This window comes from Nocardioides sp. dk884 (genome assembly GCF_009557055.1).
Lineage (GTDB): Bacteria > Actinomycetota > Actinomycetes > Propionibacteriales > Nocardioidaceae > Nocardioides.
The window spans coordinates 1815129-1842019 of the sequence record NZ_CP045649.1 but is presented as its reverse complement, the minus strand read 5'-3'; the positions used below and the strand labels follow the sequence as shown (position 1 = coordinate 1842019).

General features: G+C 72.7%; 29 protein-coding genes. 10 read left to right on the top strand and 19 right to left on the bottom strand.

The genetic code is table 11. The features are described from left to right. Positions 1-8: 8 nt before the first annotated feature. From GFH29_RS08945 to argC, 7 genes are read right to left on the bottom strand one after another with little or no spacing between them, the layout of a single operon-like run. Positions 9-554, bottom strand: a complete 546-nt coding sequence (locus GFH29_RS08945; protein WP_153323009.1) for an arginine repressor — start codon at positions 552-554, stop codon at positions 9-11. Continuing rightward, positions 551-1483: an ornithine carbamoyltransferase gene (argF, locus tag GFH29_RS08940; RefSeq protein WP_153323008.1), complete on the bottom strand. Its 933-nt coding sequence runs from the start codon at positions 1481-1483 to the stop codon at positions 551-553. The genes GFH29_RS08945 and argF overlap by 4 nt, the downstream gene beginning before the upstream one ends. Beyond that, positions 1480-2664: an acetylornithine transaminase gene (locus GFH29_RS08935; RefSeq protein WP_153323007.1), complete on the bottom strand. Its 1185-nt coding sequence runs from the start codon at positions 2662-2664 to the stop codon at positions 1480-1482. The genes argF and GFH29_RS08935 overlap by 4 nt, the downstream gene beginning before the upstream one ends. Further along, on the bottom strand, positions 2664-3608 hold the full coding sequence (argB, locus tag GFH29_RS08930) for an acetylglutamate kinase (protein WP_153323006.1): 945 nt from the start codon (positions 3606-3608) through the stop codon (positions 2664-2666). The genes GFH29_RS08935 and argB overlap by 1 nt, the downstream gene beginning before the upstream one ends. After that, entirely contained in the window at positions 3605-4756 is a 1152-nt protein-coding gene (gene argJ / locus GFH29_RS08925) for a bifunctional glutamate N-acetyltransferase/amino-acid acetyltransferase ArgJ (protein WP_153323005.1), read from the bottom strand. The genes argB and argJ overlap by 4 nt, the downstream gene beginning before the upstream one ends. Next, a complete protein-coding gene (locus GFH29_RS08920; protein ID WP_153337488.1) occupies positions 4753-5298 on the bottom strand; it encodes an ACT domain-containing protein in 546 nt (181 codons plus the stop codon). Before GFH29_RS08920 ends, argJ begins: the two co-directional genes overlap by 4 nt. Continuing rightward, positions 5295-6332 carry an N-acetyl-gamma-glutamyl-phosphate reductase gene (gene argC, locus GFH29_RS08915; protein ID WP_153323003.1) on the bottom strand — a complete coding sequence of 346 codons (1038 nt, stop codon included), beginning with the start codon at positions 6330-6332 and terminating at the stop codon, positions 5295-5297. The genes GFH29_RS08920 and argC overlap by 4 nt, the downstream gene beginning before the upstream one ends. Before the next feature lie 89 nt (positions 6333-6421). On the opposite strand from argC, the gene GFH29_RS08910 reads away from it, so the two are divergent. Further along, positions 6422-7237 (top strand): maleylpyruvate isomerase family mycothiol-dependent enzyme, encoded by an 816-nt coding sequence (locus GFH29_RS08910; protein ID WP_153323002.1) that lies wholly within the window; start codon positions 6422-6424, stop codon positions 7235-7237. A 64-nt stretch (positions 7238-7301) separates the two neighbouring features. Here the strand turns inward: GFH29_RS08910 and GFH29_RS08905 are convergent, their stop codons facing one another. After that, positions 7302-8195 (bottom strand): PIG-L deacetylase family protein, encoded by an 894-nt coding sequence (locus tag GFH29_RS08905; RefSeq protein ID WP_228387850.1) that lies wholly within the window; start codon positions 8193-8195, stop codon positions 7302-7304. Between the two features lie 71 nt (positions 8196-8266). Here GFH29_RS08905 and GFH29_RS08900 point away from each other — a divergent pair, with 71 nt between their 5' ends. Next, positions 8267-9571: an HNH endonuclease signature motif containing protein gene (locus GFH29_RS08900; protein ID WP_153323001.1), complete on the top strand. Its 1305-nt coding sequence runs from the start codon at positions 8267-8269 to the stop codon at positions 9569-9571. Positions 9572-9761: 190 nt separating this feature from the next. Then, positions 9762-9989 carry a hypothetical protein gene (locus GFH29_RS08895; protein ID WP_153323000.1) on the top strand — a complete coding sequence of 76 codons (228 nt, stop codon included), beginning with the start codon at positions 9762-9764 and terminating at the stop codon, positions 9987-9989. 176 nt (positions 9990-10165) lie between these two features. Here the strand turns inward: GFH29_RS08895 and pheT are convergent, their stop codons facing one another. From pheT to GFH29_RS08855, 8 genes are all read right to left on the bottom strand, one after another. Beyond that, positions 10166-12661, bottom strand: a complete 2496-nt coding sequence (gene pheT, locus GFH29_RS08890) for a phenylalanine--tRNA ligase subunit beta (protein WP_153322999.1) — start codon at positions 12659-12661, stop codon at positions 10166-10168. Continuing rightward, on the bottom strand, positions 12661-13767 hold the full coding sequence (gene pheS, locus GFH29_RS08885) for a phenylalanine--tRNA ligase subunit alpha (RefSeq protein WP_153322998.1): 1107 nt from the start codon (positions 13765-13767) through the stop codon (positions 12661-12663). The genes pheT and pheS overlap by 1 nt, the downstream gene beginning before the upstream one ends. 98 nt (positions 13768-13865) lie before the next feature. After that, entirely contained in the window at positions 13866-14915 is a 1050-nt protein-coding gene (locus tag GFH29_RS08880; protein WP_153322997.1) for an ATP-binding protein, read from the bottom strand. A gap of 42 nt (positions 14916-14957) precedes the next feature. Next, positions 14958-15743, bottom strand: a complete 786-nt coding sequence (locus GFH29_RS08875) for a TrmH family RNA methyltransferase (RefSeq protein ID WP_416224790.1) — start codon at positions 15741-15743, stop codon at positions 14958-14960. An 8-nt stretch (positions 15744-15751) separates the two neighbouring features. Then, on the bottom strand, positions 15752-16144 hold the full coding sequence (gene rplT, locus GFH29_RS08870) for a 50S ribosomal protein L20 (protein ID WP_153322996.1): 393 nt from the start codon (positions 16142-16144) through the stop codon (positions 15752-15754). 73 nt (positions 16145-16217) lie between these two features. After that, positions 16218-16412 (bottom strand): 50S ribosomal protein L35, encoded by a 195-nt coding sequence (rpmI, locus tag GFH29_RS08865; protein ID WP_028471567.1) that lies wholly within the window; start codon positions 16410-16412, stop codon positions 16218-16220. 82 nt (positions 16413-16494) lie between these two features. After that, entirely contained in the window at positions 16495-17229 is a 735-nt protein-coding gene (gene infC / locus GFH29_RS08860; protein WP_153322995.1) for a translation initiation factor IF-3, read from the bottom strand. 320 nt (positions 17230-17549) lie between these two features. Next, positions 17550-18122 carry an SseB family protein gene (locus GFH29_RS08855; protein ID WP_153322994.1) on the bottom strand — a complete coding sequence of 191 codons (573 nt, stop codon included), beginning with the start codon at positions 18120-18122 and terminating at the stop codon, positions 17550-17552. A gap of 69 nt (positions 18123-18191) precedes the next feature. On the opposite strand from GFH29_RS08855, the gene GFH29_RS08850 reads away from it, so the two are divergent. Genes GFH29_RS08850 through GFH29_RS08835 form a run of 4 tightly spaced genes read left to right on the top strand, consistent with a single transcriptional unit; the run spans position 18192 to position 21477 of the window. Further along, entirely contained in the window at positions 18192-18644 is a 453-nt protein-coding gene (locus tag GFH29_RS08850; RefSeq protein ID WP_153322993.1) for a cellulose synthase, read from the top strand. Beyond that, a complete protein-coding gene (locus GFH29_RS08845) occupies positions 18644-19915 on the top strand; it encodes an amino acid deaminase/aldolase (RefSeq protein ID WP_153322992.1) in 1272 nt (423 codons plus the stop codon). The genes GFH29_RS08850 and GFH29_RS08845 overlap by 1 nt, the downstream gene beginning before the upstream one ends. Then, positions 19893-20519, top strand: a complete 627-nt coding sequence (locus GFH29_RS08840) for a 4-amino-4-deoxy-L-arabinose transferase (RefSeq protein ID WP_228387849.1) — start codon at positions 19893-19895, stop codon at positions 20517-20519. Before GFH29_RS08845 ends, GFH29_RS08840 begins: the two co-directional genes overlap by 23 nt. 34 nt (positions 20520-20553) lie before the next feature. Continuing rightward, the gene (locus GFH29_RS08835) at positions 20554-21477 is read left to right on the top strand and encodes an aldose 1-epimerase family protein (RefSeq protein WP_153322991.1); all 924 of its coding nucleotides are present in this window, start codon (positions 20554-20556) and stop codon (positions 21475-21477) included. A gap of 34 nt (positions 21478-21511) precedes the next feature. On the opposite strand, the gene GFH29_RS08830 is transcribed toward GFH29_RS08835, so the two are convergent. Genes GFH29_RS08830 through GFH29_RS08820 form a run of 3 tightly spaced genes read right to left on the bottom strand, consistent with a single transcriptional unit; the run spans position 21512 to position 23115 of the window. After that, positions 21512-21988 carry a PH domain-containing protein gene (locus GFH29_RS08830; RefSeq protein ID WP_153322990.1) on the bottom strand — a complete coding sequence of 159 codons (477 nt, stop codon included), beginning with the start codon at positions 21986-21988 and terminating at the stop codon, positions 21512-21514. Continuing rightward, positions 21972-22814 carry an ATP phosphoribosyltransferase gene (hisG, locus tag GFH29_RS08825; protein ID WP_153325710.1) on the bottom strand — a complete coding sequence of 281 codons (843 nt, stop codon included), beginning with the start codon at positions 22812-22814 and terminating at the stop codon, positions 21972-21974. The genes GFH29_RS08830 and hisG overlap by 17 nt, the downstream gene beginning before the upstream one ends. A 37-nt stretch (positions 22815-22851) precedes the next feature. Then, positions 22852-23115: a phosphoribosyl-ATP diphosphatase gene (locus GFH29_RS08820; RefSeq protein ID WP_153322989.1), complete on the bottom strand. Its 264-nt coding sequence runs from the start codon at positions 23113-23115 to the stop codon at positions 22852-22854. Positions 23116-23236: 121 nt separating this feature from the next. Here GFH29_RS08820 and GFH29_RS08815 point away from each other — a divergent pair, with 121 nt between their 5' ends. Genes GFH29_RS08815 through GFH29_RS08805 form a run of 3 tightly spaced genes read left to right on the top strand, consistent with a single transcriptional unit; the run spans position 23237 to position 26860 of the window. Further along, complete coding sequence (locus GFH29_RS08815; protein ID WP_153322988.1) at positions 23237-25750, top strand: sensor histidine kinase; 2514 nt, start codon at positions 23237-23239, stop codon at positions 25748-25750. Further along, positions 25747-26286: a pyruvoyl-dependent arginine decarboxylase gene (locus GFH29_RS08810; protein WP_228387848.1), complete on the top strand. Its 540-nt coding sequence runs from the start codon at positions 25747-25749 to the stop codon at positions 26284-26286. Before GFH29_RS08815 ends, GFH29_RS08810 begins: the two co-directional genes overlap by 4 nt. Next, positions 26276-26860 carry a hypothetical protein gene (locus GFH29_RS08805; RefSeq protein ID WP_153322987.1) on the top strand — a complete coding sequence of 195 codons (585 nt, stop codon included), beginning with the start codon at positions 26276-26278 and terminating at the stop codon, positions 26858-26860. Before GFH29_RS08810 ends, GFH29_RS08805 begins: the two co-directional genes overlap by 11 nt. Positions 26861-26891 lie beyond the last annotated feature (31 nt).

Below are 26891 nucleotides of genomic sequence, written 5' to 3'. Positions count from 1 at the left end.
CGGAGGACTCAGGCGTCGGGGTCGCGGTCCTCGGCGTGGGCCTCGGCCATCGCGAGGAACCGACGGGCCAGGGCCGCGCCGCCGTGCGGCTCGCGGCCGATGACCAGCACGGTGTCGTCACCGGCGATCGTGCCCAGGACGTCGGCGGTCTCGGCCTTGTCGAAGGCGGAGGCGAGGAACTGCGCGGCGCCCGGCGGGGTGCGCAGCACCACCAGGTTGTCGCTGGACTCCGCGCTCACCAGGAGCTCGCCGCACAGGCGGGCCAGGCGCTGGCTGCCGGCCGCGGTCTCCCGCGGCGGGCGGGGCCGGCGGTCGCCGCCCTCGCCGGGTACGGCGTACACCAGCGTGCCGGAGGAGGCGCGCACCTTGACCGCGTCGAGCTCGACCAGGTCCCGCGAGAGCGTGGCCTGGGTGACGTGCACGCCGTGACGGGCCAGCAGGTCGGCCAGCTCGGACTGCGAGCGGACCTCGTGGCTGCCCACCAGCTCGATGATCAGCTGGTGCCGCGCGGTCTTGGTGGCCGGTCGCTGGACCGAGCCGGGGCCCTCGCTCACGCCCGCTCCCGGGCGTGGCGCAGCACGAAGTCGAGCACCGCCTTCTGCGCGTGGCGGCGGTTCTCCGCCTCGTCCCACACGACGCTCTGGATGCCGTCGAGCACCTCGGCGTCGATCTCCTTGCCGCGGTAGGCCGGCAGGCAGTGCATCGCGATCGCGTCGGGCTCGGCGAGCTCGAAGAGCTCCTGGGTGACGGAGTAGGGCACGAACACCGCGGTGCGCGCGTCAGACTCGCCCTCCTTGCCCATCGAGACCCAGGTGTCGGTGACGACGACGTCGGTGCCCTGGGCAGCCGTGCGGGGCTCGGGCTCCCAGGTGGCGGTGCCGCCGGTCTGCTCACCGATCTCGCGGGCCCGCGCGAACATCTCCTCCGAGGGCGTGTAGCCCTCCGGGGCACAGATGCGCACATGCATGCCGGCGGTGACGCCCGCGAGCAGCCAGGAGTTGCCCATGTTGCTGGCGCCGTCGCCGAAGAACGTCGCGGTGAGCCCGGCCAGCTCCGGCTTGTGCTCGCGCACCGTCATCAGGTCGGCCAGCAGCTGGCAGGGGTGGAACTCGTCGGTGAGCGCGTTGACCACCGGTACGCCGGCGTGCGCGGCCATCGTCTCCAGGTTGGACTGGGCATAGGTGCGCCACACGATCGCCGAGACCTGGCGGCCCAGGATGCGGGCGACGTCCTCGACCGACTCGCGCACGCCGATGCCCGCCAGGGCGCCGTCGATGAGCATCGGGTTGCCGCCGAGCTCGGCGATGCCGGCGCCGAAGGACGCCTGGGTGCGCAGCGTCGGCTTGTCGAAGATCATCGCCACGCTCTGCGGACCCGCCAGCGGCTTGGCGTCGTACGGCGCGCGCTTCATCGCCGCGGCCGCCTCGAGGACCTCCGCCTGCTCGGCGGGGCTCAGGTCGTCGTCGCGCAGGAAGTGCCTCATGAGGCCACCCCCGCGGCGTCGAGGATGCCGGGCCACGCGGCGACGAACGCGTCGATCTCCTCGGCGCCCACCACCAGCGGCGGGGCGAAGCGGATCCGGTCCGGGCCGGTGGCGTTGATGATCCAGCCGGCCGCCTGGGCGGCCGCGACGGCCGCCGGCGCGTCGACACCGCTGACGGTGACGCCGACCAGGACGCCGACACCGCGGACGTCGGTGACCCGGGGGTCGGCGGCGACGCCGGCGCGCAGCCGGTCGCCCATCTCGACGGCGCGGGCCAGCAGGCCCTCGGCCTCGATCGTGTCGATCACCGCCAGCGCGGCGGCGGTGACCAGCGGGTTGCCGCCGAAGGTGGTGCCGTGGTTGCCGGGCGCGAACAGGCCGGCGGCGTCGCCGAAGGCCAGGCAGGCGCCGATCGGCAGGCCGCCGCCCAGGCCCTTGGCCAGAGTGACGACGTCAGGGGTGACCCCGGAGGCGTGCGAGGCCAGCCAGGTGCCGGTGCGGCCCATGCCGGACTGCACCTCGTCGAACCACAGCAGCGCGCCGTGCCGGGCGGTGATCTCCCGCGCGGTGGTGAGGAACTCCGTGGAGGCGACGTTGACGCCGGCCTCGCCCTGCACCGGCTCGATGACCACGGCGGCGGTGCGCTCGGTGACCGCGGCGGCGAGCGCCTCGGCGTCGCCGTACGGCACCCAGGTGACGTCGCCGGGCAGCGGCTCGAACGGCTCGCGGTAGGCGGCCTTGGAGGTCAGCGCCAGGCTGCCCATGGTGCGGCCGTGGAAGGCGCCCTCCATCGCCACGACGTGGGTGCGTCCGGTGAGCCGGCTGAGCTTGAACGCGGCCTCGTTGGCCTCGGCGCCGGAGCTGCAGAAGAACACCCGGCCCTCGACGCCCGGCGCGGCGAGCTCGAGCAGCCGCTCGGCCAGCTCGATCTGCGGCACGGTGGCGAAGAAGTTCGACACGTGGCCGAGGGTCTCCAGCTGGCTGGTCACCGCGGTGACCAGCGCCGGGTGGGCGTGGCCGAGGGTGTTCACGGCGATGCCGCCGAGGAAGTCGACGTAGGCGTTGCCGTCGACGTCCCACACCCGGCAGCCCTCGCCGCGCTCGAGGACCAGCTTCGGCGGGCCGAAGGTGTTCATCAGGGCTCCGGCGTACCGCTCGGTCCACTTCTGGGTCTCCGACATCAGGAGTCCCTCACCTTCCGGGTCTTGGTCTCCACGCCGGGCAGCACCTGGGTGCCGACACCCTCGCTGGTGAAGATCTCCAGGATCACCGCGTGCTCCTCGCGGCCGTCGACGACGGTGGCGCGGGGGACGCCGTTCTTCACGGCGAGCAGGCAGGCGCCCATCTTGGGCACCATGCCGCTCGCGAGCGAGGGCATGATCTCCTCCAGGGCCTCCGGGCTGATCTCGCCGATCACGTCGGTCGGGTTCGGCCAGTCGAGGTAGAGGCCCTCGACGTCGGTGAGCACGAGCAGCTTCTCGGCCTTGAGCGCGACCGCGAGCGCGGCCGCCGCGGTGTCGGCGTTGACGTTGTAGACGGTGCCGTGGTCGTCGGGCGCGACGCTGGAGACCACCGGGATCCGGCCGGCCTCGATCAGGTCGAGCACGCTCTCGGGGCGGACCTTGGTGACCTCGCCGACCAGGCCGAGGTCGACCTCCTCGCCGTCGACGACCGTGCTGGCCGGTACGGCGGTGAACAGGCCGGCGTCCTCACCGGAGCAGCCGACGGCGAGCGGGCCGTGCTCGTTGATCAGCCCGACCAGCTCGCGCTGGACCTGGCCGACGAGCACCATCCGGACGACGTCCATGGCCTCGGGGGTGGTCACCCGCAGCCCGCCGCGGAACTCCGACTCGATGTCGAGCTTGTCGAGCATCGCCGAGATCTGCGGGCCGCCGCCGTGGACGACGACGGGCTTGAACCCGGCGAAGCGCAGGAACGCGATGTCCTCGGCGAACGCGCGCTTGAGCCGGTCGTCGGTCATGGCGTTGCCGCCGTACTTCACCACCACGATCTTGCCGTGGTAGCGCTTCAGCCAGGGCAGGGCGCCGGCGAGCGTGCGGGCCTTGGCCTGGTCGGGCTTGCTGGTGTCGAAGGACGTCATCGTGGCGCTGGAGTCATTGGTCATGAGGAGTACGCGCTGTTCTCGTGGACGTAGGCGTGGGTCAGGTCGTTGGTCCAGACCGTCGCCCGCTCGGAGCCGGACTTCAAGTCGATGGTCACCGTGACGTCGCGCCCGGTGAGGTCGACCTCGCTGGGGTCGGTGTGCGGGGTGGAGTTGCGGCACACCCACACGCCGTTCATCGCGACGTCGAGGTCGGCGGGGTCGAAGGCGGCGCTGGTGGTGCCGACGCTGGCGAGCACCCGGCCCCAGTTGGGGTCGTTGCCGAACACCGCGGCCTTGAACAGGTTGCTGCGCGCCACGCTGCGCCCGACCTCGACGGCCTCGTCCTCGGTGGCGGCGTTGATCGTGGTGATCGCGATCTCGTGGTCGGCGCCCTCGGCGTCCTTGAGCAGCTGCATCGCCAGGTCGGTGCAGGCCTGGGTCAGCGCGGCGGTGAAGTCCTCCAGCGGCGGGGTGATGCCGCTGGCGCCGCTGGCCATCACGGTCACCGTGTCGTTGGTCGACATGCAGCCGTCGGAGTCGAGGCGGTCGAAGCTGACCCGGGTCGCCGCGCGCAGCGCGGTGTCCAGGTCGGCCGCGGGGACCACGGCGTCGGTGGTGATCACGACGAGCATCGTGGCGAGCGCCGGAGCGAGCATGCCCGCGCCCTTGGCCATGCCGCCGATCGACCAGCCCGCGCCCTCGACGAGGACCTGCTTGCTCACCGAGTCGGTGGTCATGATCGCCTCGGCGGCGTCCGCGCCGCCCTCGGTCGAGAGCGCGTCGTACGCCGCGTCGACGCCGTCGAGCAGCGACTGGCGAGGGTTGGCCAGGCCGATCAGGCCGGTCGAGCAGACCACGACGTCGATCGCGCCGATGCCGAGGCGCTCGGCCACCTGCTCGGCGACCGCGTGAGTCGTCTGGAAGCCCTCGGGCCCGGTGTAGCAGTTGGCGCCGCCGGAGTTGAGGACGACCGCCTGGACGACGCCGTCCTTGACGACCTCCTGGCTCCACAGCACCGGGTTGGCCAGGCAGCGGTTGGTGGTGAACACGGTCGCGGAGTCGTGGCGGGGACCGTCGTTGACCACGAGGGCCAGGTCCTTGCCGCCGCTGGTCTTGAGGCCGGCGCTCACGCCGGCGGCCCGGAAGCCCCGGGGACTGGTGATGCTCACTTGTTCTTCTTCTGCTTCCTGGACGGCGAGGCCTGCTTGGGCTTGCTCGTCCGGCTCGGCTTGACGGGGACGGCGAGGACGACGGTGTGCCCTCGTCGTCGCCACGCCTCGGCGGCGCGCTCCGCCTCCGTCGCAGGGATCAGGATCCAGTCGGTCTCGTAGGTCGAGAGCGTGAAGACCGGGATCTCCGCCTCGGCCAGCGGGGTCAGCAGCTCGACCAGGACGCCGACGAGGGTCGGGTCGAGGGTGCCCTGCACGGCGAACGCGGTCAGCCCGCGCACCGCGACCGTCTTGGTCGGGACGTTGCGCCCGGCGCACACCAGCGAGGTCTCGCGCGCGGTCGCGGTGATGGAGAGGATCGAGGAGGACTCGGTCCACTCCGGGATCTCCGCGCCGGGAGGCAGCCGCACGACGGCGAGCTTCTCGGGGAACTGCTCCAGGGAGAAGGTCCGCGAGGCCTGCGCGCCGCTCTCCGGCTGCTCGGTCACGGGGTTCTCGGGCTGGACTGCGTCGTTGGGCTGGACTGCGTCTTCAGGACTCACGGGGCTACTCCCACACTGGTCAGGCCCAGGCCCTCGTCGAGGCCGAGCGCGAGGTTCATGCACTGGACGGCGGCGCCGCCGGTGCCCTTCGCGAGGTTGTCGATCGCGCCGACCGCGACCACCCGGCCGGCGGTCTCGTCGACGGCCACCTGGAGGTGGACCGCGTTCGAGCCCAGCACGGACTGGGTCTGGGGCCACTGGCCCTCGGGCAGCAGGTGCACGAACGCCTCGCCGGCGTACGCCTTGTCGTAGGCCTCGCGTACGTCGACGGCGCTGACACCTGCGGCCAGCGGCGCCGAGCAGGTGGCCAGGATGCCGCGCGACATCGGGACCAGCATCGGGGTGAAGCTGACGCGCACGGAGGCGTCGGTGAGCTGGGAGAGGTTCTGGGTGATCTCGGGTGTGTGGCGGTGGGTGCCGCCCACGCCGTACGCGCTGGCGTTGCCCATCACCTCGCTGCCGAGGAGGTGGGTCTTGGCGGCCTTGCCCGCGCCGCTCGTGCCGGACGCCGCGACGACCACGACGTCGGGGACGACCAGCCCGGCGGCCACGGCGGGCGCGAGGGTCAGCGTGGAGATCGTGGGGTAGCAGCCGGGCACCGCGATCCGGGTCGCCGCGGCCAGCTGCTCGCGCTGGCCCGGGAGCTCCGGGAGGCCGTAGGGCCAGGTGCCGGCGTGCTCGCCGCCGTAGAAGCGCTCCCACTCCCCCGCGTCGCGGAGGCGGAAGTCGGCGCCGCAGTCGATGACGACGGTGGCGGGGCTGCGCTCGGCCAGCGCGGCGGCGATCGCACCGGACTGCCCGTGGGGCAGTCCGAGGAAGACCACGTCGTGCCCGGCGAGCACGTCGACCTCGGTCGGCTGGAGCACCCGGTCGGCCAGCGGCACGAGGTGCGGCTGGAGCGATCCCAGCAGCTCCCCGGCGTTGGAGCCGGCCGTGAGGGCTCCGATCTCGACCTGCGGGTGCGCGAGGAGGAGTCGTAGGATCTCTCCCCCGGCGTACCCGCTGGCTCCGGCAACGGCGACGGTGTGCGTCATGTGCATGACCATACATCCCCTTGCATGTTCATGTGTAACCGGGGTCAAACCCGGTGCGGACTGTAGGCGTGACGTCCTACCGTCGAGACATGCCGACGCCGTCCACGCCATGCATCGGGTACCCGACGTACCTGGCCGCCATCCGCCGCGAGTCGGCGCGCTTCGGTGAGGTCCTCGCCACGTGCGACCCCGCCACGCGGGTGCCGGCGTGCCCCGACTGGGACGCCGCCGACCTGCTCTGGCACCTCACCAACGTGCAGCGCTTCTGGGCCGGGATCGTCACCTCGCGGCCCGCCCCGCCGGCCGAGGACCTGCCCGACCTCCCCCGGCCCGCGACGTACGACGCGATGCTGGCGGCGTTCGCGGATCACTCCGCTGCCTTGCTCGACGCGCTCGCCCAGGCGGACCCCGCGGAGGCGGCGTGGCACTGGGCACCGACGCAGACCGTCGGCACGTCCTATCGCCGCCAGGCCCACGAGGCGCTGATCCACCGCCTCGACGCCGAGCAGGCAGCGGGCGCAGTGACGCCGCTGGACCCCGACCTCGCCGCCGACGGGGTCCTCGAGGCGCTCGACGTGATGTACGGCGGCGACGCCCCCGACTGGGGACGCATCGAGCCCGGGGCGCACCACGTGCGCGTCGACCTCACCGACCTCGACCGGTCGATCTGGACCCGGCCCGGCATGTTCTTCGGCACCGAGCCCGAGTCCGGGCGCAGCTATGACGGCCCGCACGTGCAGGTCGTCGCCGACCCCGGCACCGCGCCGTCGGCCGTCGTCGCCGGCACCGCCGCCGACCTCGACGCCTGGCTGTGGCGCCGCCTCGACGACTCCGTCGTCACGGTCGTCGGCGACCCGGCCGCCTATCGCTCGCTGCGCGCGGTGATCGACCAGCCGCTGGACTGAGGTCCTCGGGTCTGGGGTGGCTGGCCGGGCTGCGTGCCCCGGCTCTGCAGCGGGGGCGCGTGGATCAGTGCGCCAGAGGGCGACGAATGAACCACTCGGTCGAGAGGAGCTCCTCGCGGGCCTTCAGCGACAGGCTGGCGACAAGCCCGGGAAGGGCGCCCCGGTCGACTTCAGAGCGGTGGGCCAGGATCGCGGCCACCTTCTGTTCCAACCACGGCGAGACGTCCACCCGGTCCGTGACCTGCTCGTCGGGCGTGGCGTGCACGGCTCCTCGAGTACCGAGGATCTCCTCGATGGCCTTCACCGACGAACGCGGATGAGTCGCCAGGTACACGATGCCCGGCGCCCACGGACGCCCTGCCTCGGGGTACACGTCCGTGCCGGCCGCCTCGGCGGCCAGCACGGTCACCCGATGGGTGTGCACGTGATCGAGATGACCAGTCAGACCGCCCAGCGCATCGAAGGTCACCACGGCTTCCGGACGGAACTCACGGATCTGCCTCACGAGCCGGCGCACCACTTCGTCGAGCGGTGCGTCGCACCAGCGCGGCCGGCCCGGAGCCGACTCCGGGACCTTCGCGTCGGCGTACCCGAGCAGCCTCAGCTCACCTGCACCCAGGACCCGCAGCGCATCAGCCAACTCCGCTGCTCGCTGCGTGCTCGGAGCCCACGTGGCAGTGACGACCGCGGTCCGTGCGCCCGCTGCAGCATGTTGAGCGAGGATGCCGCCCGCCACCAGCGACTCGTCATCGGGATGCGCAAACACGGCCATCAGGCTCGACAATCTCACGAGAACGACCTTCCTGACAGGACCCCGGATCGGCCCCAGTATGGGCTCACGTCCGCCCACATGGCCGCGCGACGAGCACGGGGTCGCGTCGCGTTCGTGATTGCTGGTCAACCCGCCCGACGCATCGCGACGTCGCGGATCACCGGTCGGGGCGTCGAGGACGTACATCCCCCGAACTCTTTACTTCACAGGGCTCGCCGACCCCTTCCGATCGAACTCGTGTTCGATGAGAATGAAGCATGGCTGACCACGAACTCCCCGACTGCGACACCCCAGCCGCCGTGCTGGCGTTCGCTGAAGCCCGCCGGGCTGCCGCCCAGCGGGCAGAGATCGACGTCCTGGAGGCCGCGCTGGTGTGGGCGGCGATGCACCCGGAAGAGTCGGTCGCCGACGCGCCGGCGAAGACCGGGCTGGTCTTCGGTGAGCTCGCCGTGCCGCTCGCCGGTGAGGGTGCGCCGCTGGTGGCGGAGTTCGCGCCGATGGAGTTCGGCGCCGCCCTGGGTCTGTCGACCGACTCCGCCCGAGCGCTCGTCGGTGACGCGCTGGAGCTGGCGCACCGGTTGAAGCGCACCTGGAAGCTGGTCCGCGCCGGCAAGGTCCCGCTCTGGAAGGCACGGCGGCTCGCGCAGCTGACCATGACGCTGCCGCTGGAGGGCGCCGACTTCGTCGATCGCCACCTCGCCGGCTTCGTGGGGAAGATCAGCTGGGCCGGGATCGAGCGGCTCGTCGACCAGGCCCGCGTCGCCTTCGACCCCGAGGGCGCGGAGAAGCAGCGCAGGGAGGCCGCTGACGGGCGTCGCTTCGACGTGCACACCCGCGAGGCGACCCACGACGGCACCGTGCACGTCGAGGGGGTGCTCGACCTGGCCGACGCCCTCGACCTCGACACCGCGATCCGCCAGGGCGCCGACGTGCTCGCCGCCCTCGGATCCACCGAGTCATTGGACGTGCGCCGCTCGATGGCGGCCGGTGAGCTCGCCCGGCGGCAGCTCGCCTTCGACCTCCGAGCCGAGGCCGGTGAGGACGCCGCGTCTGTGGTGAAGCCTCGCCAGGTCGTCATCCACGTCCACCTGTCCCAGGCAGCGATCAGCCACGCCGAGGCCGGGATCGCGCAGGTCGAGGAAACCCGGTCCATCGTCTCCACCGAGCAGGTCCGCGACTGGTGCAGCAGCCCCGATGCCCACGTGACCATCAAGCCGGTCATCGACCTCGAGGCCCACCACCACACCGACGCCTACGCCGTCCCCGACCGGCTCGTCGACCAGACCCGTCTCACCCAACCGGTCTGTGCGTTCCCGTGGTGCGAACGTCCCGCCCGCCGTTGCGACACCGACCACGTCGTCGCCCACGGCGCTGGCGGCTCGACCTGTTCGTGCAACCTGGCGCCACTGTGTCGCCGACATCATCGGGCCAAGACCCACACTGGGTGGACCTACGACAAGACCGACGCCGCGACGTGCTTCTGGCGATCGCCCCACGGGCTCCATCTCGTGAAGGAAGGCGGGACCACCCGCCTCGTCTCCGCCCACCCACCCGACGACTGAGGCATCGGTCGAGTCCGTCGAAGCGAGATCCACGCCAGCACCCACTGGCGGGGCCCCTTCGCGGGGAGGTGTGAAAGCGAGCGGCCAGCATGTTGGGGCGTGCGCCTCAGCCGCACTGTCATGCCGTTGAGCCTGCGCGTGCCAACGGCGTCCTGTCAGCGCGTGACCTACGTTGAACGAAGGCATCGCCATGCGCGACAGCGAGAACGATCTCGTGATGTTCGACGGTGAGGACGGCACCCAGCTCACGCTCTGCGCCGACAACATGTGGTGGGAGACCGACAGCGCAGGAGGGGAAGGCGATCCGCCGTGCCTCCAGACACCCGGCAAGAAATCCGACGTCGCGGTCGGCTTCCTGTGGATCCCGGGGCCCGACGGTGCTGCGTGGCCCGTGCCCCTCTGGGTCAAGTGCCGGTAGGCCACACCGTTCGCGCGGTTGAAGTGGACGGCGACACCCGCAGGGAGTAGACGCGCTCGCCGGCCAGGCCATGCCGGTCCGCGTCCTGCCATGCGCTCGAGAAACGGCAGTCGCGCCCGCCGGGACCCACGAACGTGGGCCCCGACAGGCGCGACGGAAAGAGAGCTACTGCGTGCTCAGCGCTGGACCGCCCCGAGGCGCTCGGTGGCCGCGGCGACCGCGGCGTCGCGGGCGGCGGAGGTGTCCTCCTCGGTGAGCGTGCGGTCCGTGGCGCGGAAGCGGAGCGCGAAGGCGAGGGATTTGCGACCCTCGCCGACCTGCTCGCCGGTGTAGACGTCGAAGAGCCGGATCGACTCCAGCAGCTCGCCCGCCCCCTCGCGCAGCACGCTCTCCACCTGCGCGGCGGGGACGTCGGCGTCGACGACGAGGGCGACGTCCTCCTTGGCGACCGGGAAGCTCGAGAGCTCCGGGCCGCGCACGGTGGCGGGGACGGAGGCGATCAGCGCGTCGAGGTCGATCTCGACGGCGGCCGAGCGGGCCGGCAGCCCGAAGGCCTGGCAGACCTTGGGGTGCAGCTCACCGGCGTGTCCGATCACCGCACCGGCGACGCTGACCTGGGCGCACCGGCCGGGGTGCCACGGCGCCCGCTCGGTGTTGGCGAGCTCGACCTCGACCGCGAGCTCGGCGGCCAGGCGGCGCACCAGCTCCACCGCGTCGGCCCAGGCGGCGCCGCGACCGGCGCCCCACCAGCCGGAGCGCTCGCGCTCGCCGGCGAGCACCGCACCGACGTGGTTCGGCTGGTGCGGCAGCGCCGCGAACAGCGTCTCGAGCTCGGCGTCGCTCGGCCGCTCCGCGACCCCGTAGATCGGCGCGGCGCCCTGCTCGGAGGGGAAGGCCACCGGACCGGTCTCGAACAGCGCGACCCCGGACGCGCCGCGTCCCAGGTTGCGTGCCGCCGCCTTGATCAGGCCCGGGAGCAGCGTGGTGGTGAAGCAGGGCTCCTCGGCCGACATCGGGTTGGCCAGGCGCACCGCGCGTCGCAGCGGATCCTCGGCGTCGAGACCGAGCGCGTCGAACGTCGCCTCGCCGATGAACGGGAAGCTCACGACCTCGACGCAGCCGGCACCCGCGAGCGTGCGTCCGACCCGGCGGCGCAGCCGCTGGGCGCGGGTCAGGCCGCGACCGGCGGGCGGGGTCGGCAGCACCGAGGGCACCTCGTTGTAGCCCACGATCCGCGCGACCTCCTCGACCAGGTCGAACGGGTCGTTGAGGTCGGGTCGCCACGGCGCCGGGGTGGCCAGCACGACCGTGTCCTCCTTGACCAGGTCGCAGCCCACCGCCTCGAGGTGGGCCAGCGTCACGTCGGCGGGCACGTCGGCGCCCATGACCTTCGCGGGCAGGTCGTAGGACATCGTGATCGCGGCACGCGCGGGCGCGGAGCCGACGACGGTGACGCCCGGCTCCGCCGTCGCCCCGCCGTACGTCGTGAGCAGCTCGACGACCCGGTCGGCGGCGGCCTCGCAGATCGTCGGGTCCACGCCGCGCTCGTTGCGCTTGCCGGCCTCGGAGGAGATCTTGTGGCGCTTGCCGGTGCGGAACATGGAGCGCGCGTCCCAGTGCGCCGACTCGATGAGCACCCGCGTGGTGGTCGCGGACATCTCGGTGGTCTCGCCGCCCATGACGCCGCCGAGGCCGATGATCCCGGAGTCGTCGGTGACCACGAGGTCCTCGCTGCTCAGCACCCGGTCGGTGCCGTCGAGGGTGCGCAGCTTCTCGCCCTCCTCGGCCCGGCGCACCCGCACCGTGCCCTGGAGCTTGTCGAGGTCGTAGCCGTGGATCGGCCGGCCGAGCTCGAGCATCACGTAGTTGGTGACGTCGACGGCCAGCGAGATCGGGCGCATGCCGGACTGCACCAGGCGCTGCGCCATCCAGCCCGGGGTGGGCGCGGTCGGGTCGAAGCCGGTGACCGTGCGGGCCACGAAGACCGGGCAGCCCTCGGGGTCGTCGACCTCGACGGGGTAGCCCGCCGGTGCCTTCGAGGGCAGGTCGCGCAGCGCGGGGTCGCGGTACGGCGCGTCGAAGGCGAGCGCGGCCTCGCGGGCGATGCCGCGCAGCGACAGCGCGTAGGCGCGGTCGGGGTTGATCTCGAACTCGATGATCTCCTCGTCGAGCCCCAGCAGGCCGAACGCGCTGGTGCCCGGCTCGGCCAGGCCCTCGGGCAGCACGATGATCCCGTCGCCCCCGGAGCCGAACGGGTCCTCACCGAGGCCCAGCTCGGAGGCCGAGCAGATCATCCCGGCCGACAGGTGGCCGTAGGTCTTGCGCGCCGAGATCGCGAAACCGCCCGGCAGGACCGCACCGGGGAGCACCGTCACGACCAGGTCACCGGGGCCGAAGTTGTGGGCGCCGCAGACGATCCCCTGGGGCTCGCCGGTGCCGTTGGCGTCGCCGACGTCGACGGTGCACCAGTTGATGACCTTGCCGTTCTTCTGGGGCTCCTTCTCCTGGGTGAGCACCCGTCCGACCACCAGCGGGCCGGTGATCTGGTCAGCGGCGCACTCGATGGCCTCGAGCTTGAGCCCGAGGTCGGTGAGGCGCTCGGTGAGCCGCTCAGTGGTGACGTCGGCCGGAAGCTCGACGTACTCCTTGATCCAGGACGCTGCCGCCTTCATCAGATCTCCGTACCGAAAGCCGAGGTGAAGCGGACGTCGCCCTCGAAGAGCGCGCGCAGGTCCGCGATGCCGTGTCGCACCATCAGGGTGCGGTCGATGCCCATGCCGAAGGCGAAGCCGGTGTAGCGCTCCGGGTCGACGCCGCAGGCCTGGAGCACCCGAGGGTTGACCACGCCGCAGCCGCCCCACTCGATCCACGCCTCGCCGCGACAGGTGCGGCAGGTGGCGCCGTCCAGCTCACCGGTGCCGCGGCACACGAAGCAGACGAGGTCGACCTCGGCCGACGGCTCGGTGAAGGGGAAGTACGACGGGCGGAAGCGGGTGCGGATGCCCTCGCCGAACATCGCCGCGGCGAAGTGGTCGAGGGTGCCGCGCAGGTGGGCCATGGTGATGCCCTCGTCGATGGCGAGCCCCTCGACCTGGTGGAACATCGGGCTGTGCGTGGCGTCGTACTCGTCGGTGCGGAAGACCCGGCCCGGGCACACGACGTAGATCGGCGGCTTGCGGGTGAGCATGGTGCGCGCCTGGACCGGCGAGGTCTGGGTGCGCAGCACGATGCCGTTGTCGGCCGGCTCGGTCCAGAAGGTGTCCTGCATGGTGCGCGCCGGGTGGTCCGGGCCCAGGTTCAAGGCGTCGAAGTTGAGCCACTCGGCCTCGATGACCGGGCCCTCGGCGACCTCCCAGCCCATCGCGACGAAGATGTCGGCGATCAGCTCGGCGCCGGTCGTCAGCGGGTGCCGGGCGCCGGCCGGCTGGCGGTCGGTGGGCAGCGTGACGTCGACGGTCTCCTCGACCAGCATCCGCGCCTCGTGCTCGGCCTCCAGCACGACCTGGCGCGCCGCGAGCGCCTTGTTGACGGCGCCGCGGGCCTGGCCGATGCGCTGACCGGCCTCCTTGCGGGCCTGCGGCGGCAGCGCGCCGATCTCGCGGTTGGCCAGCGCCAGCGGCGAGCGGTCGCCGGTGTGGTCGATGCGCACCTGCTTGAGCTGCTCGAGGTCGCCGGCCGCCTCGATGGCGGCGAGCGCCGCGTCCCGGGAGGCCTCGACCTCCTCCGGCTTCAGCGGGGTGACCTCGACGGGGTCGTAATCGGTGTTCGGTCCCGACATGACTGCCTTTCCAGCTCGGCGCGCACGCGGCGCGTGCAACCTGAGCAAGTCTAGGAACCCCGGCGGCGCGCACGCGAACCGGTTCACCTCCTGTTCGCTCAGCCCGGGTCCACGGGGCCCGGCCAGGCGACGACGATCCGCGCTCCCCCGCCCTCGGCGTCCTCGATCCTCACGGTGCCGCCGTGGGCGCGCACCAGGCCGTGCACGATGTAGAGCCCGAGCCCCGAGCCCCCGCTGGCGCCGTTGCGCCAGAACTTCGTGAACGCCCGGCTGCGCAGCTCGGCGGGGATCCCCTCGCCCTCGTCCTGCACGGTGATCAGCACCCCGCCGGCGTCCCCGGGCTGGGTGGCCAGGGCGACGCGCACCTGCCCGGCGCCGTGGTGGACGGCGTTCTCGACCAGGTTGGTGAGCACCTGCACGAACTTGTCGGGGTCGGCGCCGATCTGCGGCAGGTCGGCGGCGACCGCGAGATCGACCGAGCGGGAGGTGCCGGCCGTGACCGAGTCGACCACGCGCCGCGCGAGCAGCCCGGCGTCGGCCGGGCGGCGGTGCAGCTGCAGGCGACCGGTGTCGATGCGGGCGACGTCGAGCAGCTCCGCGATCAGCCGGCTCAGCCGGTCCGCGTCGGCGCTGACGGTGGTCAGCATCAGCTTCTTCTGCTCATCGTTCAGCTTGTCCCAGCGGTTCAGCAGCGCCTGCACGAACCCCTTGACGCCGGTCAGCGGGGATCGCAGCTCGTGGGCGACGGTCGCCACCAGGTCCGAGCGCCCGCGGTCCAGCCGGGCGCGCCCGCGCCCCGACCGCATGCCCACCACGACCCCGGACACCGGCTCGTCGAGCGCCCGCCGGTGGATCCGGGCGGTCACCAGCACCTCGGTGCCGTCCGGCAGCAGCCAGGACTGCTCGGGCACCCCGGTGCGGGTCGCGAGCCCGTCGTAGGGCCGGTTCACGTCGTACCAGCGCTGGCCGTCGCGGTCGCGCAGAGCCAGTACGTCGACCAGCGGGCGGCCGCAGGCACTGGCCGGGTCGGTCCCGAGCATCCGCGCCGCGGGGGCGGAGACGAGGGTCAGCACCCCGTCGGCGTCGGCGACCAGCACGGCGTCCGGCAGCTGGTCGGCCAGCTGCTGGGCCGAGAGGGGAGCGCTCACGCCCGCCACCCTACGCACGGCGCCGCGCCGCGGCGCCGTGCGTCAGCGCCGGGCGCGCGCCGAGGCGTAGAGGCAGACCGCGGCGGCGGTCGCGAGGTTGAGACTCTCGGCGCCGCCGAGCAGGGGGATCCGCACCCGGTGGTCGGCGAGGTCGGCGAGCTCGGCGGGCAGGCCCCAGGCCTCGTTGCCGAAGAGCCACGCGGTGGGCCCGGCCAGGAGCTCGTCGGCGTCGAAGAGGTCGATCTCGCCCGCCCCGTCGGCGGCGAGCACGACCAGGCCCGCACCCTGCGCGGCACGCACCGCGGCGGCGGGGTCGGGCTCGATGGCCAGCGGCAGGTGGAACAGGCTGCCGACGCTCGCCCGCACCGCCTTGGCGTTGTACGGGTCGACCGAGCTGCCGGCCAGGACGACGGCGTCACCGCCCGCCGCGTCGGTGGTGCGCACGACGTTGCCCGCGTTGCCGGGGTCGCGCACGTCGGCGCAGATCGACACGAGGGCGGGCCGGCGGTCCAGCAGGTGGGCGAGCGGGCGGTCCAGGTGGTGGCAGACCGCCACCACACCGGCCGGGCTCACCGAGTCGCTCAGCGAGGCGAGCGCGCGGTCCTCCACCAGCGTCCAGGCGACGCCGGCCGTCTCGGCCAGGGCCAGCAGATCGGCGTGCTGCTCCGTGGCGGCGAGGGTCGCGAAGACCTCGGTGACGCAGCCGGTGACGCCGAGCGCGCCCTCGACGGCCTTCGGGCCGTCGGCAAGGAACAGCCGCCGCTCGGATCGCTCCGAGCGGCGGCTGAGCTTGCGTGCGAGCTTGACGCGGGCGTTGCCCGCGCTCAGCGGGGTGTTCAGGCCGAGGCCTCCGCCTTGGGGGCGTTGACGTCCTCGGGCAGGGCCGCCTTGGCGACCTCGACGAGCGCGTTGAACGCCGCGATGTCGTTGACGGCGAGGTCGGCGAGGACCTTGCGGTCGACCTCGACACCGGCCAGGCCGAGGCCCTGGATGAAGCGGTTGTAGGTCATGCCCTGCGCGCGAGCGGCCGCGTTGATGCGCTGGATCCACAGGCGACGGAAGTTGCCCTTGTTCTTGCGCCGGTCGTTGTAGCTGTAGACCAGCGAGTGGGTGACCTGCTCCTTGGCCTTGCGGTACAGGCGCGAGCGCTGGCCGCGGTAGCCGCTGGCGCGCTCGAGGGTCGTACGGCGCTTCTTCTGGGCGTTTACCGCCCGCTTGACGCGTGCCACTGTCTTACTCCTTGGTGCTCAAGTGTCTCGGGGTGCTCAGGTCGGTACGTCGACCAGGGGTGATGCGGTCGGGTCAGCGACCGAGCAGCTTCTTCGCGCGGGGCACGTCGGCCTTGGCAACCTCGACGGTGCCGGTGAGGCGACGCGTGACCTTGGAGGCCTTCTTCTCGAGGTTGTGGCGCTTGCCGGCCTTCTCGCGAAGGATCTTGCCCGAGCCGGTCACGCGGAAGCGCTTGCCGGCACCGGAGTGGCTCTTGTTCTTCGGCATCAGTTGTCTCTCTCTCGTTGCTGCAGGACCGCCCCGGTCGAGGTCCCGATGGGCTCGACCGGGCCTGGGTGCGATCTGCGGGTCAGGCCTCGATCTCAGGATCGAGGTTCTCGGAGCGGCCACGCTCCTTCTTCTGCGCCACCGGGCCGGCCAGGTGGGCGGCGTCGCGCTCGGCACGCTCGGCGGCCTCGACGTCGGCACGCTCGGAGGCCTTGGCCTCCTTGGCCGCCAGCATGTCGACCTTGGCGTCGGCCTTCTTCTTGTGCGGGCCCAGGACCATGATCATGTTGCGCCCGTCCTGCTTCGGCGAGGACTCGACGAAGCCGAGGTCGGCGACGTCCTCCGCCAGACGCTGGAGCAGGCGGAAGCCCAGCTCGGGGCGGTGCTGCTCGCGACCACGGAACATGATCGTGATCTTGACCTTGTCGCCGGCCTTGAGGAAGCGGACCACGTGGCCCTTCTTCGTCTCGTAGTCGTGCGCATCGATCTTGGGACGAAGCTTCATCTCCTTGATGATCACGTTCGTCTGGTTGCGGCGCGCCTCACGAGCCTTCTGGGCGTTCTCGTACTTGAACTTCCCGTAGTCCATGAGCTTGCAGACCGGGGGGCGCGCAGTGGGAGCGACCTCGACCAGGTCGAGGTCGGCCTCCTGCGCGAGGCGCAGCGCGTCAGCCGTCGGGACGATGCCGACGGTCTCGCCATTGGGTCCAACGAGGCGGACCTCGGAAACCCGGATCCGGTCGTTGATACGAAGCTCGGTGCTGATGTGTCCTCCTGATGGGGCTGTGGCCGGACGTCCTCGCCGCCTGCTGGCCACCCATCTGGCATGGAGGGCCACAACGACAAAAGGCTTCCGCTGTCACAAGCGGAAGCCAGTCTCGACACGTCCCCCAGGAGGGGTTCGTACCACCGGGACGGGACCGACACGTCACGCGTGGGGCCACATCTCAGGACCGGACCCGACGACCTGTGGTGCTTGTCCTCCGGAGAGGGCGGTCGATGCGGGTGGGAGACGAACGAGCCGACTCCGCTTGTCGGATCGGTTCCACCGTGCGGGCACGAGGAACTGATCGGTCAACACCAGACCTTAGCCGAGGATTCCCCGCGAGGGCCAATCCGGCTCGCTAGTCCGACTGGCTAGTCCGGCTGGGGCGAGTCGGAACCGGCGTCGGTCTCGGGCGCGGGCGCCAGCCAGACCGGCTCCCCGTCGACGACCGCGGGACGCCATCCGTGGGCCACCGCGCGCAGGTCGTTGCCCTCCACCACCAGGCGGACCGGTCCGGCGAGGTCGATGACCAGCGCGGAGGCCTCCTCCTGGATCGCCGACTGCGCTGCGGCCTGGGCGGTGACCGGCACCGGGCGGGCCTCGGGGTTCCAGGTGCGCAGCGGCTCGGTACCGGTGAACGCGAGCAGTCCGCGCCGACCGTCCGGGGTGGTCATCAGCACCGCGGCCATGTCGCTGCTCTTCTCGCGCGCGAGACCGTCCTCGCCGACCTCGACCTCGCCCAGCACCGCGACCACCGGCACCAGCAGCCGGGTGCCCACGAGCGCCGCCAGGACCGCGACCCGCTCGCCGGTGCCCGCGGCGTACGCCGACAGCGCGGCGGCGAGCCGCGGGTCCTGTGCGCCGGTGTCGTCGGGGAACGCCGGGCCGAGCAGCTGGCGCGGGCCGTGGGGCGCGTGACCCCCGTGGGTGCCGTGGTCGGACATGTGCCCAGTCTCGCGCACCCGGTCCAGCAGCGGCCCGCCGGGCATCACCCCGTGTGGGAGGCTGGTGGTGTGGACGACGTCACCTGGACAGCACTCACGCTCACACTGACGCTGCTCGCCGGCATCTGGACCTGGTTCGCGTTCCGACGCCGCGGGCTGGCCGCCGGCCTGCGCGGCGCCGGCATCACGCTGCTTCCGCTGGCCGCCTATCTCACCGACACGCTGCGGATGTTCACGCGCATCGTCGATGCGGTCTCGGACTGGGCGGTGCGCCTGGCGTTCAGCCCGACCGTGTGGGCCGGCGTCGTCCTGGCCGGGGTCGGCGTCGCGTTGATCGTGGTGGCCGGGCTCCTCGACGCCCGCACCGACGCCCGCCCGGCGACCCGCGCGAGCCGGCGTTCCGAGGCGCTGCCCGGCACGACGAAGGGCGCGAAGAAGGGCACGAAGGCCGCTCCCGGCGGCACCGGCGACAAGGAGCTCGACGAGATCGAGGCGATGCTGCGCAAGCGCGGGATCTCCTGATGTCCTACGGCGTCGCCGCCTCCGACGACGACGGGACCGGCCCCGAGGAGGGGTCGGCGTACCGCCCGGTCGCCCGCAACCGGCTCTGGAGCCGTCTGGACCGCGCCGTCGCGGCGTACGACGCCCCGCTCGCCACCCCGCTGGTCGTCGTCGACCTCGATGCGTTCGACGCCAACGCCGACGACCTGGTGCGTCGCGCGGCGGGCGTGCCGATCCGGGTGGCCTCGAAGTCCGTGCGCGTCCCGGCGCTGCTGGAGCGGGTGCTGGCCCGACCGGGGTTCCACGGCGTGCTCGCCTTCACCCTCGCCGAGGCGCTCTGGCTGGAGGAGCACGGGGTCAGCGACGACCTCCTGGTCGCCTACCCCAGCGTCGACCGCGACGCCTTCGCCCGCCTGGTCGCCTCTCCCCGCGCCGCCGACCGGATCACGGTGATGGTCGACTCCTTCGAGCATCTCGCCGTCATCGACTCGGTCCGCAGCTCCCACGCCGTGCCGGTGCGGGTCGCGATCGACGTCGACGCGGGCCTGCGGCTCGGCCCCGCCCATGTGGGGCCGAAGCGCTCGCCGCTGCACAGCCCCGACCAGGTCCTCGACCTGGCCCGCGCCGTGCAGGCGCGCGACGGCTTCCGCCTCGTCGGCGTGATGACCTATGAGGGCCAGGTGGCCGGGCTCCCCGACGCCGTGCCCACCCGGCGCGCCCGCTCGTTGGTGGTGCGCGGGCTGAAGTCCGCCTCGTCCTCGCAGATCACCGCCCGGCGCCGGGCGATCGCCGATGCGCTGGCGGAGCTCGGCGGCCTCGAGCTGTGGAACGCCGGCGGCTCCGGCTCGATCGAGGACTCCGCCCAGGACCCCGTCGTCACCGAGGTCAGTGCCGGCTCCGGTCTGATGGTGCCGACCCTCTTCGACCACTACCGCTCGTTCTCCCCGCGCCCCGCGGCGTTCTACGGCCTCCCGGTCACCCGGCGGCCGGGCCGCGGGATGGTCACCGTGCACGGCGGTGGGCTGGTCGCGTCGGGCCCGGCGGGCGCCGACCGCCTGCCGTTGCCCTGGGCCCCGGCCGGCCTGCACCTGCTCCCCCTCGAGGGCGCCGGCGAGGTGCAGACGCCGCTGGCCGGTCCCGGCGCCGACCACCTCGCGATCGGCGACCTGGTGTGGTTCCGCCACGCCAAGTCCGGCGAGCTGTTCGAGCACACCACCACCGCCCACCTGCTGCACGGCGACCGGATCGTCGAGCAGGCCACGACCTACCGTGGGCACGGCCTCGCCTTCTGAGCCGGTACGCCGCGGGCAACCGGCGCTCCGCGACGACCGCTGCGACCGCGACGCGCAGGCCCGCGAGGTGCTCCGGCTGGCGCGATCCCGGCCGGCCCGGCTCGGCACCGGGCGCCTGGTGTGCCTCGACGGCCCGGCGGGCTCGGGCAAGAGCACGCTCGGCGCCGCGCTGCTCGCCCGGGCGCCGGAGGCGACGCTGGTGCACACCGACGACCTGCTCGACGGCTGGGACGGGCTGCCCGGCCTGCCCGCGACGCTGGCCGCGCTCCTCGCCCCGCTGGCCCGCGGCGAGCACGCCTCCTACCGCCGCTACGACTGGCACGCCGGGCGCTTCGGGGAGCCGGTCGACCTCGCGCCCGGCCCGCTGCTGGTCATCGAGGGCGTCGGGTCCGGCACCCGGCGGCTGGACCACCTGCGCAGCGTGCTGGTCTGGGTCGACGCACCCGCCGCGCTGCGCCGTGAGCGGTGGCTGGCGCGCGACGGCGCGGCCTCCGAGCCGCACCGGCGGCGCTGGGTGCCGGTCGAGGAGCGCCTCTTCGCCGCCGAGCAGACCCGCGCCCGCGCCGACCTGGTGCTCGACGGCTCCCGGCGTACGGGCATCTGAGCGCAGCGGCGCCCCCGGGACCTAGGGTGGGGAGGTGCTTCCTCCCAGCGGTGACCAGTTCGAGATCTCGGCCGGCGGCTACCAGGCCGTGGTGACCGAGGGCGGCGCGGCGCTGCGCACGCTCACCCACGGCGGGCGCGACCTCGTCGACGGCTTCGGCGAGCACGAGATGGCCAGCGGCGGGCGCGGGCAGGTGCTGATGCCCTGGCCGAACCGGATCCGCGACGGGCGCTACCGCTTCGGCGGCCGCGAGCACCAGCTGGCGCTCACCGAGCCGAGCCGGCACAACGCCTCCCACGGCCTGGCCCGCTGGGTCGCCTGGACCCTCGAGGAGCACACCTCGCGCTCGGTCGCGCTGACCCACCGGCTGATGGCCCAGAGCGGGTACCCCTGGACCGTCGACCTGCGCATCGTCTACGACCTCTCCGCCGACGGGCTCACGGTCACCCAGACCGCGACCAACCACTCCCCCGACCCCGCGCCGTACGCCAGCGGGGCGCACCCGTACCTCAGGGTCGGCAACGGGGCCGTGGATCGCCTCGAGCTGACTCTCCCGGCGGCCACGCGCGCGCTCGTCGACGAGCGGCTGCTGCCCGCGGGCACCGTGGCCGTGGAGGGCACCGAGTTCGACTTCCGGGTGACCCGGCCGCTGCGCGACCTGGCGCTCAACCACGCCTTCACCGACCTCCAGCGCGACGCGGAGGGGATCGCGACCACCGTGCTGCGCGACCCCGCCAGCGGGCTGGGGGTCGCACTGTGGGTCGACGCCGGCCATCCCTGGCTGCAGCTCTACACCGCCGACGACGTCCCCGCGACCGCTCGGCGCTCGGTCGCGGTCGAGCCGATGACGGCGCCCGCGGACGCCTTCAACAGCGGCGTGGACCTCGTCGAGCTCGGTCCGGCGGGCAGCGCCACCGACGAGCTCAGCGTCGCCTGGGGCATCCGCGCGCTGGACTGAGCCCGATCAGTTCGAGCCGATCAGGACCAACCGGTCAGGACCGGCCGGCGGGCCCGGCGTAGTGATCGGCCAGGGCGCGCAGCTCGCGCACGGCCTGGTGCGCGCGGGCGCCGTCGGAGCCCTGGATGCCCATCGCCGACACGGTGCTGCCGTCGCTGAGGTCGAGGGTGGCCCACGGTGCGCCGGCGGGCAGTCGCACCGCGACCACCTCGGCCCACTCCAGCTCGCGGCGCTTGTAGCCGTTGATCACGACCAGCCCCTCGCGCGTGCCGACGACCCGGGACCGGACCAGCGCGTTCATCGCCGCGGCCGCCAGGGCGGCCAGGAACAGGATCGTGGAGATCTGGAAGACCGTGAACTTCGCGCGGGTCTCCGCGTCGAAGGTGAACCAGGTGACCACGCAGACGATGGCCAGCGCGGAGCCGAACAGGATGCCCGCGAGGCGGGGGCCCAACGGGCGCCAGGTCCGCGGGAGCTCGGGGAGGCCCGGGGCCTCAGAGGCGGCAGGCATTGATCTCCGTCAGCAGGATCCCGCGGGCGCCGAGCTCCCAGAGCTGGTCCATGAGCCGCTGCGAGCCGGCACGGGGCACCATCGCCCGGACCGCCACCCAGCCCTCGCGGTGCAGCGGGGAGACCGTCGGGCTCTCGATGCCGGGGGTGAGCGCCACCGCGGCCTGGACCCGCTCGCGGTCGATGTCGTAGTCCATCATCACGTAGCTGCGCGCGACCAGGACACCGTCGATGCGGCGCTTGAAGGTCTCATAGCCCGCCGGGACGTCCGCCCCGCGGGTGATGACCACTGCCTCGGACTCCAAGATCGTGTCGCCGAAGACCTCGAGCCCGGCCTGGCGCAGCGTGCTGCCGGTCTCCACGACGTCGGCGATCGCGTCGGCGACGCCGAGCTGGATGCTGGTCTCGACGGCGCCGTCGAGGCGCACCACGTCGGCCTTGATGCCGCGCTCGTCGAGGAACGCCCGCACCACCCCGTCGTACGACGTGGCGATGCGCTTGCCCTCGAGGTCGGCCACGGAGCCGAAGGCGCCCTGCGGGCCGGCGAAGCGGAACCGGCTGCGCCCGAACCCGAGCGGGAGCACCTCGTCGGCCTCGGCGCCGGAGTCCTGGAGCAGGTCACGGCCGGTGATGCCGACGTCGAGGGTGCCCTTGCCGACGTAGAGCGCGATGTCGCGCGGACGCAGGTAGAAGAACTCGACGCCGTTCTCGACGTCGGTGAGAGCGAGCTGCTTGGAGTCGACGCGCTGGCGGTAGCCGGCCTCGCGCAGGATCTCCTGCGCGGACTGCGAGAGCGAGCCCTTGTTGGGCACCGCGACGCGGAGCAGGGGTGGGGACGAGACGGGCTGTGACACGGGTTGTCCTCTACAGGTGGGTGTAGACGTCGTCGAGCTCGAGGCCGCTGGCCAGCATGAGCACCTGGGCGTGGTAGAGCAGCTGGCTGATCTCCTCGGCCGCCCGCTCCTTGCCCTCGTGCTCGGCGGCCATCCAGGACTCGGCCGCCTCCTCGACCAGCTTCTTGCCGATCGCATGGACCCCGGCATCGAGCTGGGCCACGGTGCCGGAACCTGCGGGGCGGGTCCGGGCCTTCTCGGACAGCTCGGACCAGAGCTCGTCGAACGTCTTCACGGGCAACCAGACTAGGCGGTGTCCCCGACACGAGCACCAGCGGGATGCCGGACTGGACACACTGCCGGCCGCGATGGCGCGAATCACAGGCGCGGAGGAATCGACTGATACCTTCACGCCCATGAGCAACGGGGCGGCGCTCGCCGATGAACAGCGCCGTTTCGCCGCCGCCGTCGCCATCGCGGCGCTGCTCGCGCTCACCTTCGGGATCCTGCTTCTCCCGGCGATGCCGGAGCCGGTGCGCAGCAGCGCGAGCTCGACCGGGCTGATCGCCTCGGCCCTGCTCGGCACGGTCGGCTTCATCCCCCGCATCCGCGCCACCAGCGGCCGGCGCCAGCGCTCCTGGGTGCTGATCGCGGCGGCCGGGCTGACCGCGGCGTTCGGCAACGTGTGGAGCGCGTTCGTGGGCTCGACCTCGTTCGTGTCCGCGCACACGGTCAGTGACGTGACGATCGCGACGGCGTTGGTGCTGTCGACCACTGCCCTGCTGAACTTCCCGACGCCGCGGCGCCGAGGCATCGACAAGTCGCTCCTCGCGCTGGACGGGATCGTGATCACCGGCGGCGTGCTGGTGGTGGCGTCGACCACCGTCTACGAGCGCATCCTCGCCACCGACCAGCCCACCTCGATCGGCTGGACGACGCTGGCCATCCCGGCCCTCGACCTGCTGCTGGCCACCGTCGCGCTGTTGCTGTTCTTGCGCTGCAGCCCGGCCGACCGGCGCCAGTTCGGCCTGGTCGCTGCCGGGTTCGTGATGTACACGATGTCGGACCTGGCCTACGCGGTGCTCACGGTGGAGCAGTCCTTCGAGTTCGGCAGCCTGCTCGACCTCGGCTGGATCGCCGGCTACCTGCTGATCGGGCTCGCGGCCTGGTACCCGCGCCACGAGAGCGCCGCACGCCCCGCCGGGCACCGGGAGACCTCCGACGCCCGTGACGTCATGATCGTGTACGCCGTACTGCTGCTGGCCGGTGTCGTCCAGGTCGCGCTGCCCGCCGAGCACGGCTTCGGCAAGACCCAGGGGGCGCTGTGGTGCGGACTGCTCCTCGCCGTCGGCGCCCGCCAGGTGCTGCTCACCGCAGACAACACCCGCCTGCGCCGCGGCCTCGAGCGCCGGGTGCGTGAGCAGACCGCCGACCTGCGCCGGATGGCCCGGCAGAACCAGGTGCTGGTCTCCTCGGTCGGCGACGGGATCTACGGCGTCGACGAGCACGGCGCGCTCACCTTCCTCAACCCCTCCGGCGCCCGCGCCCTGGGCTACCGCCCCGACGATCTGCTCGGCCGCGACGCCCACCAGCTCTTCCACGCCCCGGGCTCCGATGGCACGGCGTACCCCTGGCACGGCTGCTACATCGCCGAGGCGATCCGCGAGCGCAAGGTGGCCGTCGCCGAGAGCGACACCTACGTGCGCGCCGACGGCCACACCTTCCCCGTCGAGATCACCGCCAGCCCGCTGGTGGACCGCGACGACGACCGCGAGGGCGACGAGGTGGTCCGCGGCGCGGTGGTCGTCTTCCGCGACATGACCCAGCGCCGCGAGATCGACCGGATGAAGAACGAGTTCGTCTCGGTCGTCAGTCACGAGCTGCGGACGCCGCTGACCTCGATCCGCGGCTCCCTGGGACTGCTCGCGGCCGGCGCCCTCGGGCCGCTGGCGCCCGCCGCGCAGTCGATGGCCGACGTCGCGCTGGAGAGCACCGAGCGCCTGACCCGGCTGATCAACGACATCCTCGACCTCGAGCGCATCGAGTCCGAGAACGTGCCCCTCGACCTGTCCACCCACGACGCGGTCGACCTGCTCCGGGCGTCGGCGGTCGAGCTGGCCGCGATGGCCCAGGACGTCGACGTGACCATCGAGGTCGGGGCGGCCGCCGGCCGGGTGGTCGCCGATCGCGACCGGGTCGCGCAGGCGCTGACCAACCTGATCGGCAACGCCGTGAAGTTCTCCGAGCCCGGCGGCCGGGTCACGCTGTGCGCGGAGCCGGCCGCCGACGAGGTCACCTTCCGGGTGGTCGACACCGGACGCGGGATCCCTCAGGACCGCCTCGAGGCGATCTTCGAGCGCTTCCAGCAGGTCGACTCGAGCGACGCCCGGGAGAAGGGCGGCACCGGCCTCGGGCTCACCATCAGCCGCGGCATCATCGAGCGTCACGGCGGGCGCATCTGGGCCGAGAGCACGGTGGGCGCCGGCACCACGGTGTCCTTCACCCTGCCCACCCCGCACGTGACCCGCTCCGCGCCGCAGACCGCGACCACGATCTCCCTCCTCGGCGGCGACCCGGCCACCGTGGCCGAGCTGCGCGCCGGCCTCGAGAACTGCGTGCAGGCCGCGGTCGTCGACGGCGCCGCAGCGGGCCGCCCCGCGTCGCTGACGGTGCTGCTCGACCCCGTCGACGACTCCGACCCCTCCCAGCTGACCCAGGCCGTGGGGGCCGCGGTCTCGCGCGCCGGCGGCACCCACCCCGGCGCGGCCGGTCTGGTCGCCCTCGACGACGCCCCCGGTGCCCACGTCGACCGCGTCGGTCCCCTCGTCGCCTACCGACGCACCGGCACCACGCCGTCGGTCCCTGAGCTTCTCGGAACCATCCAGGCCCTCGCGGCCGCTACCCGACACACGAACGGAGAGTCCCCTTGAGCACGTCCCCACAACCGGCGGCCTACCTCGACAGCACCGGCGGGGTGGACATCACGCTGCGCAGGGCGGTCGGCATCGGCCGCACCCGCCTCGCGGCGTTCGACCACGCCCTGCTCGGCACCGGCATCGCCGACCGCAACCTGATCGTCTTGTCCTCCGTCATCCCGCCCGGCAGCCAGATCCGCATGGTCGAGGACGTCGAGGCCGAGCCGATCGGTGGTGGCCACGGCGACCGCCTGTTCTGCGTGCTCGCGGCGGCGTACGCCGAGGCGCCGGGCCAGGAGGCCTGGGCGGGGATCGGCTGGGTCGTCGACGAGGCGACCGGCGCCGGGCTGTTCGTCGAGCACGTCGCGACCACCGAGGCCGAGCTGGAGCACCTGATCCACGCGACCCTCGGCGACATGGTCGTCAACCGCGGCGGCGGCTACGGGCCCGTGCAGTCCCTCACCACCTCGGCGAGGTTCGTCGACCGTCCCACCGCCGCCCTGACCGTGGCGGCGTACACCACGATCCCCTGGAGCACCGATGTCCGCTGATTCCCTGCGGGTGAGCATCGCCACCGACGTCGACGAGGAGACCTCGGCGCGCTACTACCAGCTCTACCGCGAGACCTTCGGTGAGCTGGAGACCCGCGCCGCGGCCCGCCAGGTCCTGCACGAGGAGGAGTTCCTCGAGGAGATGCACGACCCGCGGGTGATGAAGTACCTGGCCCTCGACGCCGACGACGAGGTGATCGGGATGACCACCCTCACCCGTGACCTCGCGACGGTGCCGTGGATCAGCCCGGCGTACTTCGCCCACCACTACCCCGAGCAGACCGAGCGCAACGCGGTCTACTACCTGGGCTTCACGCTGGTGCGCCACGCGCGCCGCCAGCAGCACGTCTTCGCCTCGATGATCTCGGTGATGACCGAGCTGATCATCTCCGAGCGGGCCGTCTGCGCGTGGGACATGTGCCACTACAACGACGAGGTCCTCGGCCTCGGCCCGGCGATCTCGCAGATGCTCGCCAGCCGCACCGAGCTCGACGTCCACCCGATCGATCGCCAGACCTACTTCGCCGCGGTCTGCGCGGGAGGCGGGAGCGCAGGGCAGAACCTCCTGCAGTGACACGCGGGGAACTCGTGGCCCGGCGCGCTGG